Below are 13,252 nucleotides of genomic sequence, written 5' to 3' on the forward strand. Positions count from 1 at the left end.
CAGGGAAATTAGCTCAGCTGGTTCAGAGCACCTCGTTTACACCGAGGGGGTCGGGGGTTCGAACCCCTCATTTCCCACCAAAGCCTTTCAGGATACTGAAAGGCTTTTTTATATTCAAATTTTTTGTGCAAATACTCATACGTTTGAATTGAGTTCAGCTGTTTAGGGCACTTCGTTTACACGGAGGGGTGTCCCGATTTGGGTATCGGGATCATTTCCTACTAAGCCTTTTAGGAAACTGGAGGGCTTTTTTCTTGCTCCAAAAAAATAGCTAAATTGCTTCGTAGCGCCAAGTTACAAAGAGGGGGGCATTCCGATTGATATAATTTCTGACTCAGACCTTCATATTCATCTAAAGAAATTTTTCGATAAATTCACTCTAGATTTGCAATTTTATGGCAGTGAAATCTTAAATTAATTTATTATGGAGCTTATAAATGAATTATTGGAGAGTACGTTTACATATCGGATTATCAAAAAGTATAAAAGTAGGATAAAAATCTTATCTAAAATTACATTGACTCTATTGTTTCTAGGTTTAATTCTTTCATATCTATTTTTTATACTTAGTAAGCCCTTCATTACCGTTATATTATTAGTAACAACTTTTCTTTTTGGCTGGATTTCAATAAAAACTCAAATTTATGAAAGAATAAGGATAGTAAAAGCTGATGATAATCTAAGTATTCTGATTAATAGGAAAAACAAAATTAATATGTGCGCATTTAACTTAATGATGAAGAATGAAATTTTTTCAAAAATTAAAAACTCAGAAGGTAAAATCAGTATAATCCTTATTGATTACTTAATAACAGAGCTTAAAGAGACTATTGAAGTGCATGTCAAACGTTATCTGGCGTTTGGAGTTATTTTATCTTTTTTAATCGGCCCACTTTTTAACTTATATTTCGAAAAAATCCCATCGACCAACTCTTTAGAATTGAATATTATCATTCATTTGTTTGTAGTAATTGTACTTGTTTCATTTTCTTTTATAATTCTTAGTTTTAAAAACACTTTTTTAGAATTTACCAAAGATTATCATGCAAAAGTGGCAATAATGGGACAACTTAGAGATATCAAGGTAGACGTTTTACTTAATTCTGATTTACAGGCCTGATAAAAATGTTTTACACCTACATTCTATATTCAAAAATCCGCGATAAATATTATATTGGTTCTACTGTTAACCTAACGGAACGGTTAAAAAAACATAATACAAATCACTCAGGTTTTACCGGTCATACCGGAGACTGGCGTATCGTTTGGAGTGAAGTTTTTGACACAAGAACTCAGGCAATCCTAAAAGAGAAAGAGATTAAAAACTGGAAGAGCAGGCTAATGATTGAAAAATTAATTGCAAAATATATTAATATAGTTTAGTTCAACTGGTTCAGAGCACCTCGTTTACAGCGAGGAGGGGCGTCCCGATTTGAACATCGGGATCATTTCCCACCAAAGCCTTTCAGGATACTGGAAGGCTTTTTTTATGTTGTCATTCTGAACGGAGTGAAGAATCCCCAGCCTATGAAACACCGTCCCTGATGAATCATTTCCTTAATTAAATCTCAAGTTTTAAAGATTCTTCACTCCGTTCAGAATAACAAAAATCTATTTAGGCTCCCATAACTCAATCTTATTACCTTCGGCATCCATAATATGGACAAATTTTCCAAAATCATAAGTGGCAACTTCATCAAGTATGGTTACACCGTTTTCTTTAAGTTTCTTCAATAATGCTTCAAGATTTTGAACACGGTAATTGATCATGAATTCCTTTTTTGAAGGCGAAAAATATTCATCCCCTTTTTTAAACGGACTCCACTGCAATGTTTCAACTTCATCAGGATTGTTGATATTCCTGGAGTCAAAACTTACTGCCCCCCATGCGTTAACTTCTACTCCTAAGTTTTTCGCATACCAATCTTTTGTTTCCTTTGGATTGTCTGAGAAAAAGAAAATGCCACCAATTCCTGTTACTTTTGGGGTGGTATCAGAAATTGAAGTTGAGTTTTTTAAATCTTCCATATCGTTGTTAGCTTTTTGAATTATAAATTTAAACAATTGGCAATAGCTATTTACTGATCGCTTTTATTGTTGACTCTAAGATAATGGAAAATCGATTTTATTATTTACCTTATTCAATTATATATCCGAAATTGCCTGTCGGTAAACAGTAGCAAATGTTGGGTAAAATTATCAGGTTCATTTTTTTTGGAAACTACTTCGTGGGCATTCTGGCTGTTGCCCTAACACTCGAAGCTACCTTCCAACTAAGGCTGCCATTTAATTCATTAAATTACTACCTATTGCTTTTTCTGGCGCCAACCATCTATTATACCTACGCCTACAATAAAGTTTCTACTGCGCCATCCTCGACCAATCCCCGCAATCAATGGTATTTTAAGCATAAAAAGTTCATTAACTGGAGCCAGGCGATACTTTTTGTAAGCTGCATGTTATTGGCCATTAACCTGCTTTACCAAAACTTTCAACATATTCTGGTCCTTCCGCTCAGTTATTGGATAGCGATATTGATTATCATCACTGCAGGAGGGTTATACTACAGTTTATTGCCCAGATCTTTCCTCAAATTTAATCTGCGGAACACGGGCTGGTTAAAAGCTTTTGTAATCGGTTTCGTATGGGCCTGTTGTGCCAATGTGTTACCACTAATTATGCTTAAAATTGAAACCGGGGTGGGTTACCATGATTCTGTGTTGTGGACTTGGCTATTTATTAAAAATTGGATGTTCTGTACCGTAAATGCAATCATTTTTGATATTAAAGATTACCCAACCGATGCCAATAAACATTTAAGAACTTTTGTAGTGCGTTATGGTTTGCGCAGAACAATTTTCAGTATCCTCATTCCATTGCTGATTATAGGCTTAATTTCTTTGGGCATATTTGCAGGTTACAAGGGCTTCGAGATACCGCAGGTTTTATGCAATGTGCTACCGTTTATATTAACCATTTACGTGGCATATTCCATGCACCGCAGAAAAAATATCCTTTATTATTTAATGGTAATTGATGGACTCATTTTGTTTAAGGCTATCTGTGGAATAATCGGGATGCAGTTTGTTCATTAAGCTGAAAGATCAAAGCAGAAAGACCAAAGCGTATTTACATTCGAGAAATTTATCTTGATACCCGATTCTCAATACTTGATACTGAATACTTGATACTCAATACCCGATAATATGAACAACAACTACGATAAAATAGCCAATCATTACGATACCTTAAGTCGTTTGGTGTTTTTTAAATCTCAGGTTAATGCACAGATCAATCAACTGCAATATATTCAGGAAAATAGCCGTGTATTAATTGTAGGTGGTGGAACCGGGTGGATCTTAGAAGAACTCGCGAAGATTTATACCCGTGGATTAAAGATCGTTTATGTAGAAATATCTGCTAAAATGATTACACTTTCTCAAAAACGGAACTATAAAGACAATCATATCGAATTTATGAATGTAGGCATAGAGGATTTTAAAACTGATGTGTTATTTGATGTAATTTTAACCCCTTTTCTATTTGATAACTTTGTTGAGCAACGTGCTGCAAAGGTGTTTGGACAGTTAAATGAATATTTAAAGAAAGGCGGAGTATGGTTTCTGGTCGATTTTTCGCTCAATAAAGTTAATGGAAACTGGTGGAAATGGTTGTTGCTCAGATCGATGTACGCCTTTTTTAAATTACTGAGCATTGTAGAAGCAAATAAACTAATCGACATGGCCTTTTATTTTTTCGAAGCGAATTATCTGATTGTTGAGGAAAGGCTGTATTATGGAGGTTTTATTAAGGCAACAATCTTCAGGAAATAAAAATGACTTTATTTTAATGCAATAATGTTGCGTTTAATAATTCGTTTTAGATCTTTGCACTAAAAGATTTAGATATGGATTTTGATGTAATTATAATTGGAGGCAGCTATGCTGGTTTATCTGCCGCATTAACTTTAGGCCGTTCAACCCGGAATGTTCTGGTAATCGATGCTGGCCGACCGTGCAACAGGCAGACCCCTCATTCGCATAATTTTTTAACACATGATGGCGATAAACCTGCTGATATTGCTAATACTGCAAGAGCAGAAGTACTGAAATATCCTACGGTGAGGTTTTTGGAAGGAAAAGCTATTTTGGCCAGGCAAATAGATGGAGGTTTTAGTATTGGTGTAGAAAATGCCGGAAATTTTACGGCACGGAAAATATTATTGGCTACTGGTTTAAAAGATGTATTGCCTAATATTAAAGGTTTGGCCGATTGTTGGGCCATTTCTGCTATACACTGTCCTTATTGCCACGGCTACGAGGTGAGGAATGAAAAAATTGGACTATTAATGAATGATGATCATGCGTTTGAGATGGCTAAAAATTTACATCTTTGGAATAAAGATTTAACCATTTTAACCAATGGTAAGTCGAAACTAAGTACCGAACACGCTGAAAAGCTGCGATCTAAATCCATCATCATTATAGAAGATGAAGTTGTTGAACTACTGCACAACAATGGTTATCTCGAATATGTTGTTTTTAAAAATGGGAAAAAAATAGCCTTAAAGGCGATATATGTCAAACCAGACGTTGAACAACACTGCAACTTCAACGAACAACTTGGGTTTGAATTAACAGATTTAAAAACAATAAAAGTAGATGAACAGCAGCAAAGCACTGCCAAAGGCATTTATGCCGCAGGAGATTGTGCAACCTTATTCAGGTCGCTATCTATCATAACAGCTGCAGGAACAATGGCTGCAGTGGTGATGAACAAGGAAATGATTTCTGAAGATTTTTGATCAATCATCGGAAATTTAAAATAAGATCGCACCAACAATAGTAGCAATAAATATAGCTGCAATCACGATTCTATCGGCCGTAATCCATTGCGCTCTTGTAAGTGGTGTAACACTTTTTTTTATCGTTTCTGCTTTGTGCCTTGAAAGCCTGAAAACGGATGTGTCTAATTTAATAAGCATAGAGATGAGTTTAATAGGGTTAACTTTCTTAAGACAAATCCCAAGCCAAAAATCAAGAAAAATGTTGAATTGTTAATAACTTACATTTTTCTGTTATTCAATTGATATTTATATGTTTATCAACACAATTTAGAGGAGAAACAGCTGCTTAAGCTGTCTAGAAAATAAAACAGCTTAAGCATGTTATATGTATAATAATGAGTTTATTACCTGTTATTCTGTCTTATCTTCCTGTGCTTTTAATTTGCTATTCTTTTTACCGTACCAGAAGTAAATGGCTAAGCCTATAATTAACCACACCGCTAACCTAACCCAGGTTTCCCAAGGTAAAAATACCATCATGGCGATGCAGGTTAAAATGCCCAAAATAGGGATTAAAGGCACTAGGGGAACCTTAAACGGGCGTTTGGCTTCGGTATTTGTTTTTCTTAAGATTAAGATGCCTACACAGACCATTAAAAAAGCCAGTAAGGTACCAATGCTCGTCATTTCACCAACTACATTCATGGGGACAAATGCCGCAAAAAGTCCAATAAATATACAAAGTATAATGTTCGATTTGTATGGCGTTTTAAATTTTGCATGTACATCTGAGAACATTTTTGGTAATAATCCATCTTTACTGATGGAATAGAACATCCGCGATTGCGCCATTAAGTCGATTAAAATTACTGAAGTATAACCGATCAAAATAGCCAGAATAATAGCCTGACTTAACCAGGCGTAAGGTGTTTTTTCGATGGCAATGGCTACCGGGGCTCCGCTATTGGCAAATTCTTTATAGTTGGCCAGGCCCGTCATTACATGGCCGAACAATCCAAACAGAACAGTACAAACCACTAATGAACCAATAATACCGATTGGTAAATCCCGGGCAGGGTTTTTAGTTTCCTGTGCAGAAGCGGCAACGGCATCGAAGCCTATAAATACAAAAAACACTAAACCCGCACCACGTAAAATACCACTCCATCCAAACTGGCCAAACGTTCCGGTATTTTCAGGGATGTACGGATGGTAATTTGCCGGATCGATATATTGCCAGCCAAGCGCAATAAAAACCAATACCACACCAACCTTAAGAAATACAATAATTCCATTTACAATGGCAGAACCTTTGGTGCCGCGGATTAATATGGCAGTCATTAATACCACTACCAATGCGGCGGGGATGTTAATAATGCCATTAACAGTAGTGCCATTAGCAAGTTTAGCAGTTTCGAAAGGAGATAAGGTTAATTGCGGAGGGAGATAAATATGCAAGCTGGCTAAAAACTTGGTTAAATACTGCGACCAGCTAATGGCTACGGTGGCACAACCCACAGAGTATTCCAATACCAGATCCCAGCCAATAATCCAGGCGAAAAGTTCGCCCATGGTGGCATAAGAATAGGTGTATGCACTACCAGCAACAGGGATCATAGACGCAAACTCAGCGTAACATAGGGCTGCAAAACCGCAGCCTAAAGCCGCAATTACAAAAGATAATGTAACTGCAGGGCCTGAGTGATTGGCCGCTGCCAAACCTGTAATCGAAAATAACCCTGCCCCAAGCGTTAGGCCTACGCCAATTAAAATCAGGTTTATGGGGCCTAGGGTTCTTTTGAGCGTTCCTTCGCCGCTTTCGTTTGCCTCAGCAACAATGCTGGCAATAGATTTTTTCATGAAAATAAGTTAAGACGCTGCAAAAATATTAAAATATATTAAATCTATAGTATTTATATGCTTAATTCCTATAAACCTAAAAATTAGATATGTACCGTTAAACTTTAGAGGTCAGAAAGCGGTTTTTGAAAATTTGCGTACAGTTTTCATAGGTACTGTAGTCCCGCCATCGCTTGTAGTCCTCGTTACGCTTTGCTTCACTGTGGGCTACCCGCTCTGTCAGGTTTATTTACAAAGGATGTTATGGAATTATTCCAAAACCTTAAATAGTAATACCAACCCGCTCCACGTAAACCTGATAGAACCAAATAGCTCCCGATTTTTCGGAATATTTTGTATTTAAAAGTCTGATCTAAATCGGGACTATAGGTGATAGCAGGACTGCAAAACCGAAAGATTACAAGACCTTGCTTTCCTAAAAAAAGATTAAAAATCTTCAATTTGTATAGAATTATTTCCAAACCACAAAATTTTATTAAAAATTATTTAACTGATAATCAGTTGTTTATTAAGTTACTTTAATTTATTTTAGTACTATGTATTGCATGGTAGTTTATAAAACATATATCTTTGTATTATGATAGCAGAAAATACGCAAACACAAATGCGGAAGGGAATTCTGGAATACTGTGTTTTATCAATCATCTCGAGGGGCGAAATATATGCCTCTGATATCATTGCCGAATTAAGGTCGGCAAAACTGTTGGTGGTTGAGGGCACATTATATCCATTATTAACCAGGCTTAAAAACAATGGTTTGTTAAGCTACAACTGGGTAGAATCTACCTCAGGCCCTCCCCGTAAATATTATACCTTAACCGAAGATGGTCGGGGCATTTTATCACAACTAGATCAAACCTGGCAGGAGCTGGCTTATGCTGTAGGTATTTCACAAAAAGGAGCCAATTCATAATCATTAGTAAAAAGGAAATGGAAAAGACCATCATCATCAATATAGGGAACACGATTATTCACATTGAAGAAAGTGCCTACGAACTCTTAAAGGTTTACCTGAATGAGGTAAAACAATATTTTGCCAATCATGCTGACGATCTGGAAATTGTAACAGATATCGAAAACCGGATTGCCGAACTGTTAACCGAGCAGTTGGAAGAGCAGAAAAAACAGGTTGTAGATTCGGCCAATGTAAATTCGGTAATTGCACAGATGGGGCGGGTGCAGGATTTTGATACGGCAGAAGAGAGCGAAGAAGAACCTGTAATCAGCAATACTTATCAGTACCAGTATGCAGAGAAAAAACTGTACCGCGATATGGACGATCGCGTGGTAGCAGGTGTTTGTTCGGGCATTGCACATTTTGTAAATGCTGACCCTAAATGGATCAGGCTGGCTACATTACTGATCAGTTTTGCCGGTGGATTTGGCTTATTGGTTTATGCCATCCTTTGGATCATCATGCCGAAAGCAAAATCGAGGGTAGAAAAAATGGAAATGAAAGGCGAACCTGCCAACCTTCAGGGTTTCCAAAAGAATCTGGATGAAGAGCTGCAGGCGGTTAAAGAGCGTCTGGGCGAAGTAAACAAACATGCGCAACCGATATTTGCCCGCTTAGGTAACTTTATTGGTGAGTTTTTCGAATGGCTTGGCCACTTTATATCGGGTACCGGAAAGGTAATTTTTAAAGTAATCGCTGGTATTATTGTTGTATTTGGTGTACTCTTTTTACTGGCGTTAATTACGGGCACAGCTATATTTCAAGGATTTTGGGATGCCAGTATTTATGAATATTTCCCATTCTCCATTGTTAATGAAAGCAATAGAGGGATCATTTTGTTTGGTGCATTTATTGTATGTTTTGTGCCGATTTTGGCTTTGGTATTATTCTCGATCAGGATTGCCTTTAACAAACAGACTACTAATAAAACACTTTCTTTCGCCCTGTTAATTATCTGGTTGGTAGGGGTGGCAGTAACAGGTTATCAGGTTGCAAAGATTTTATCAGAATTTAAGCAACACGCAGAGTTAACACAAACAACCGACCTGAAAGCTTATCCGGTTTACACCATCAATATCGATAAAAGTAAATATTTCAGTAAAGAGGATAGTGTGGCTTACCACATTGATGCAAACAACCGCCACCAGATTGTGGTCGATGATTTTGAAGACGGACCGTTTGTTTCGCCGAACCGTATCCGTATTGATATTAACAAAAGTGAAACAGGTGTTACCCGTTTAACACAGAAATACGAATCGCAGGGCAAAACCTTTCAAAGTGCCTTGCAAAATGCACAGAACATTAGCTACAATTATGTAATGAAAGATTCGGAACTGATTTTTAGTCCGAGGTTTCAATTGAGAAAGGGATCCATCTGGCGAAACCAGGAAGTAAGGTTAAATCTTGAAATTCCGGTGGGTACAAAATTAATTTTAAAGCAGGATGCTTACCGCTACGTTAATAATTACTGGACCTGGGAGTGTAACGACAGCGAAAATGACCATAACGATTCTAGTGTATGGGTTATGACAGATGATGGTTTGAAATGTATCGCCAAGTTAAAGGAGGAGGCCCTAAAAAAACAAAAACTAAAGGGAGAGCTGTTCGATCTGGAATTGTTGCAAAAGAATAACCCCACTGATACTGTTTATCAGGATTCTGTAGCAAACAGGATTAAAGAGGTTAAAGAAGAGTTGGGTATTGCACCTGAAGAATAGTCATTTAAAGATCAGTAGCCTACTAAAATAGATCTCTCCATTCCACTACGTTCCAGTCGAGATGACGATCACATGCGGATGAGATGACGATCATACTTAAAAAGAAGAAACTATGAAAATATTATTTACGCTAATTGCATGCCTAATGGTGTGTGGGGCTTCTTTTGCCCAAAAATTAAATAAACTTACAGGGAAAATTGTTGATGAAAAGACTGTTCCGGTAGCGTTTGCGATTGTTCGTGTACTGAACTATCCTGATACAACCGTATTAAAAAGTGTATCGACCAATATTGAAGGGGAGTTTACAATCGACCAGTTGAAAAGTGGCGAATATATATTGTCTATCTCTATAGTGGGCTTTAAAAGTAAAAAAACTAACCACTTTTCGCTTAATGAAGACATGAAACTACCTGCCATCACGATCGAAAGTTTAAGCAAACAGTTAAAAGAAGTGAGCGTTCAGGGTAAAAAACCTTTTATTGAACATCAAATCGATAAAACAGTATTGAATGTAGAGAATAGCATTACATCAACAGGTGGTACTGCACTCGAAATTTTAGAAAAAGCGCCCGGTGTACAGATTGATAGGCAAAACGAACAGATTTTGTTGAACAATAAATCGGGTGTAACGGTGATGATTGATGGAAAGAACAATTTTTTATCGGCATCAGATTTAACCATATACTTAAATAGCTTAAGCAGCAGCCAGATTGCCACTATCGAAATTATTACTAATCCCTCCGCTAAATATGATGCAGCAGGTAATTCAGGTATAATCAATATTAAATTAAAAAAGAATAAGGCATTTGGTACAAACGGAGGCATTTCATCAAACTATCGCAATGCTATAAGGGCCAATTTGCCCACTAATATTTATGGATCGGACTTGAACTTCAATTTAAATCACCGGGTAGAAAAGTGGAATTTTTTCACCAATGCAAATGCATCAAAAAATAATAATTTTTCCAATTTATTTTTGGATCGGTCTACCAATTCAAACGGTTTGCAGAGTGTATTTAATCAAAACTTTCAAAAAATATATACCGGATCGCGCTTGGCTGCAAAACTGGGTGCAGATTATTATGTGAGTGAAAAAACTACGATCGGGGTGATGTTAGATGGTAGCACAAGTACGCGTAAACTGGATAATTTCTCTCAAACGTTTATAAACGAAACTCAGGCTGGTACAGTTAATAAAAATTCTTTAATCCAATATTCTGATGCGAATACCCCTAACAAAAATTATAGTGCAAACTTTAATATCAAACACGATTTTAAAAAGGAAGGCGCAAGTTTAAACTTTGATGCCGATTATTCTGGCTTTGATTATTCGGGATTGGAAAATTTTAACACCAATTTTTACGATCAAAATGGTGTTGTTTACAACAATACAACTATTAAAAACAATAGTAAAACAGTTATTGATATTTATGCAGCTAAAACTGATTTTACCTGGCCATTATCAAAAAATACAAAGATCGAAACAGGTTTGAAAAGCGCTTATGTTAAAACCAATAACGATTTTCTTTCATCAGCCCTGATCAACAATGAATGGCAGAATATAGTAGGGCAGAGCAATAATTTTATTTACAAAGAAAACGTAAATGCAGCTTATGCAAATTTATCTAAAGATTGGGGAAAGTGGCAACTTCAGGCAGGTTTGCGGGCTGAGTATACACAATCTACCGGAACATCGGTAACCAATAATACATCGGTAAAACAACATTATTTATCGTTGTTTCCAACTGTTTTTGTTAGTCAGAAAATTTCAGAGAGCAGTAATTTACGTTATTCGTACGGCAGGAGGATAGATCGGCCAAATTACCAACAATTAAACCCATTTAATTTTTATATGGATCCTTATACCATAGCACAGGGAAACCCGTACTTAAAACCCCAGTTTACCAATAATTTTGAGGTGAGTTATAATTATAAAAGTGGATTATCTTTTTCTTTAAGCTATTCAAAAACAAAAGATCTTATTTTAGACAGTAAAACTGCACAGAATGATAGCACCAGGATTGTTACGGTTGGACAGGGCAATATAGGTAGCGGAGAATATTATACAGCAGGCTTATATTTTCCGCTAACCATTGCCAAATGGTGGAGCCTTCAAAACAATTTTAATCTTTTCTATAATAAATTTAAAGATGATAACCTGGAAGGGGCCCCTTTTACATTGAGTAAAGTAATGTACAACTTTAACATTAACAGCTCTATAACCTTACCCGATAACTGGACATTGGAAACCAATTTCTGGCTAAATTCGCCACGTGTGCGCGGTATAGAACGGACCACAATTTACCAAAAGGCCTTAAATATGGGCGTACAAAAAAGTTTCTTAAACAAAAGTTTAAAACTTAGATTAAATGTTGACGATATTTTCCAAAGCAATTATTGGAAAGGAACGCTCGATTATCAGAATGTGAATTTAAGGGTACAGAATAACTATATCAGTAGAAGGGCTTCATTCAGCATCAGTTATAACTTTGGAAACCAAAATTTAAAATCAAATCAAAATCGTAAAACAGCGGCAGATGATGTTAAGAACAGAGCAGGGGGGTAGTTTTTTAGTCTTCAGTCCTAAGTCGTGAAGCTTTGGTCCGAAGTCAGAAATCTAGGTGGTAAATCTCCAGTTAACCAATTTAAACAATTAACCAGTTAACCAATAACAATGAAAAATATCTTTTACAGTATCGCAATTTTAGTTACCACTTTGGGGTATGGATGCCGCAATAGTGGAGGACATTTATCGATAAGCACCATGGATAACAATACCGATTTTAAATTTGAGGCAAAGTATGCCGAAGATAAAACAGGTAAATTAGAAAAATACCTGGACAGTGCTTTAAACAATGAGCTACCACTCGATCAGAATATTGATCTGTTTGTAAACTTAAATGGTAGCGATAAATTTAACCTTAAAGCCAAAAAGGGCTGGTTAACCATCGATTTTGATAAACGAAACAGCTCCTTGGCGGGCTATATGAAGGTGAAAAAACTGACTGAAGGCATTAAACGGAAATTAATGGAATAATCGTGTTTTAATCGCAAAAGAAGGTGCAGTAGGCATAGGCCTGGGATTGTCTGCTTAAATCAGTGGGCAATCCTTACCATCTTTTTCCCCTGCAGATTTAAGATGATTACCGCAGAATTTAAAGACGATTTTCATTCCTTCGCGATCTGAGATCCCTAGATTGCCCGGTGGTGGTGCCCCATCTCCTTCATAAGTTACTGAAAATTACTTAATCGCTAGTCAGCCCGATCATTTCCTTAATCCTTTTCTCAGCTTCATCTTTACTGATTCCATTGTAATAATCTTTAACAAAAGCATGATCAAAATCTTCGTGTGGGACAATTTCTGGTCTGCTATTTCCTTTTTGGGTATAAACTGTTGTTGGTATGCTTAGGGTACTTCCGTAACCTGGTATGTTGTTGCAAAGCCAACCAAAATAACTCACCTCATGGTTTTCAGGATTATAATTATCCTCATAATCCTGAAAGCTTTTTTCACTTAACGACACCCATAAACCGTACTGTAAATCTTCACAATGATCATTTATCTTTTGTGATAAAGTGCAGCGAATAAATCTGTCAGTTGTTTCACCACCTTCTATCACACAGAAATCGGAATCTAGAGTTGCCGTATTTTCTTTATCGTGATCATTTAGTTCATCACAATGTAAAGGGGAACTGAATGCTAATGCGGGCCAATCGTTATGTAATTCGCCACAGCTGGGGCAAATGTAGGTGGGTAACAGACTCATTACTGGTTAATTTAAATTGGGGGTAAGTTATGCAATATGTAGAATAGTGCAAAATGTATTGTTATGGCCGCAGAGATTTGTTTCAACCTGCGAATATTGTGCGATCTGCGGAGAATCAATATTGTCATTCTGAACACAGTGAAGAATCTTTGAAAAAGATTTTAGA

The 13,252-nt window shown here is 36.6% G+C and carries 13 protein-coding genes and 1 tRNA gene; 10 read left to right on the forward strand and 4 right to left on the reverse strand.

The window, feature by feature from the left end:
- The first annotated feature begins 2 nt into the window (after nucleotides 1-2).
- From HDC90_RS14800 to HDC90_RS14810, 3 genes are all read left to right on the forward strand, one after another.
- Nucleotides 3-80 (forward strand) — tRNA-Val (locus HDC90_RS14800).
- Nucleotides 81-424: 344 nt separating this feature from the next.
- Nucleotides 425-1,120, forward strand: coding sequence for a hypothetical protein (locus HDC90_RS14805; RefSeq protein ID WP_184467657.1), 696 nt, complete (start codon nucleotides 425-427; stop codon nucleotides 1,118-1,120).
- 5 nt (nucleotides 1,121-1,125) lie between these two features.
- On the forward strand, nucleotides 1,126-1,383 hold the full coding sequence (locus tag HDC90_RS14810; protein ID WP_184467659.1) for a GIY-YIG nuclease family protein: 258 nt from the start codon (nucleotides 1,126-1,128) through the stop codon (nucleotides 1,381-1,383).
- Nucleotides 1,384-1,611: 228 nt separating this feature from the next.
- Here HDC90_RS14810 and HDC90_RS14815 read toward each other — a convergent pair whose 3' ends face one another.
- Entirely contained in the window at nucleotides 1,612-2,028 is a 417-nt protein-coding gene (locus HDC90_RS14815; RefSeq protein ID WP_184467661.1) for a VOC family protein, read from the reverse strand.
- Nucleotides 2,029-2,183: 155 nt separating this feature from the next.
- Between HDC90_RS14815 and HDC90_RS14820 the strand changes: the two genes are divergently transcribed.
- The 3 genes from HDC90_RS14820 to HDC90_RS14830 all read left to right on the forward strand — a co-directional run bounded on the left by HDC90_RS14820 (nucleotide 2,184) and on the right by HDC90_RS14830 (nucleotide 4,804).
- Nucleotides 2,184-3,095 carry a UbiA family prenyltransferase gene (locus tag HDC90_RS14820; RefSeq protein ID WP_184467663.1) on the forward strand — a complete coding sequence of 304 codons (912 nt, stop codon included), beginning with the start codon at nucleotides 2,184-2,186 and terminating at the stop codon, nucleotides 3,093-3,095.
- Between the two features lie 111 nt (nucleotides 3,096-3,206).
- A complete protein-coding gene (locus HDC90_RS14825; protein WP_184467664.1) occupies nucleotides 3,207-3,833 on the forward strand; it encodes a class I SAM-dependent methyltransferase in 627 nt (208 codons plus the stop codon).
- A 74-nt stretch (nucleotides 3,834-3,907) separates the two neighbouring features.
- The gene (locus HDC90_RS14830; RefSeq protein ID WP_184467666.1) at nucleotides 3,908-4,804 is read left to right on the forward strand and encodes an NAD(P)/FAD-dependent oxidoreductase; all 897 of its coding nucleotides are present in this window, start codon (nucleotides 3,908-3,910) and stop codon (nucleotides 4,802-4,804) included.
- A 15-nt stretch (nucleotides 4,805-4,819) separates the two neighbouring features.
- Here the strand turns inward: HDC90_RS14830 and HDC90_RS14835 are convergent, their stop codons facing one another.
- Together HDC90_RS14835 and HDC90_RS14840 are read right to left on the reverse strand one after the other, a co-directional pair.
- Complete coding sequence (locus HDC90_RS14835) at nucleotides 4,820-4,984, reverse strand: hypothetical protein (protein ID WP_167297083.1); 165 nt, start codon at nucleotides 4,982-4,984, stop codon at nucleotides 4,820-4,822.
- 213 nt (nucleotides 4,985-5,197) lie between these two features.
- Nucleotides 5,198-6,646, reverse strand: coding sequence for an amino acid permease (locus HDC90_RS14840; RefSeq protein WP_184467668.1), 1,449 nt, complete (start codon nucleotides 6,644-6,646; stop codon nucleotides 5,198-5,200).
- 577 nt (nucleotides 6,647-7,223) lie between these two features.
- Between HDC90_RS14840 and HDC90_RS14845 the strand changes: the two genes are divergently transcribed.
- The 4 genes from HDC90_RS14845 (at nucleotide 7,224) to HDC90_RS14860 (ending at nucleotide 12,356) form a co-directional block, all read left to right on the forward strand.
- A complete protein-coding gene (locus HDC90_RS14845) occupies nucleotides 7,224-7,559 on the forward strand; it encodes a PadR family transcriptional regulator (RefSeq protein ID WP_025145298.1) in 336 nt (111 codons plus the stop codon).
- 17 nt (nucleotides 7,560-7,576) lie between these two features.
- Complete coding sequence (locus HDC90_RS14850; protein WP_184467670.1) at nucleotides 7,577-9,319, forward strand: PspC domain-containing protein; 1,743 nt, start codon at nucleotides 7,577-7,579, stop codon at nucleotides 9,317-9,319.
- Between the two features lie 112 nt (nucleotides 9,320-9,431).
- Complete coding sequence (locus tag HDC90_RS14855) at nucleotides 9,432-11,885, forward strand: outer membrane beta-barrel family protein (protein WP_184467672.1); 2,454 nt, start codon at nucleotides 9,432-9,434, stop codon at nucleotides 11,883-11,885.
- Between the two features lie 108 nt (nucleotides 11,886-11,993).
- Nucleotides 11,994-12,356, forward strand: a complete 363-nt coding sequence (locus tag HDC90_RS14860; protein WP_184467674.1) for a hypothetical protein — start codon at nucleotides 11,994-11,996, stop codon at nucleotides 12,354-12,356.
- Nucleotides 12,357-12,564: 208 nt separating this feature from the next.
- Here HDC90_RS14860 and HDC90_RS14865 read toward each other — a convergent pair whose 3' ends face one another.
- A complete protein-coding gene (locus HDC90_RS14865; protein WP_184467676.1) occupies nucleotides 12,565-13,086 on the reverse strand; it encodes a DUF2199 domain-containing protein in 522 nt (173 codons plus the stop codon).
- Nucleotides 13,087-13,252: the final 166 nt, after the last annotated feature.

This window comes from Pedobacter sp. AK013, assembly GCF_014205835.1.
Lineage (GTDB): Bacteria > Bacteroidota > Bacteroidia > Sphingobacteriales > Sphingobacteriaceae > Pedobacter.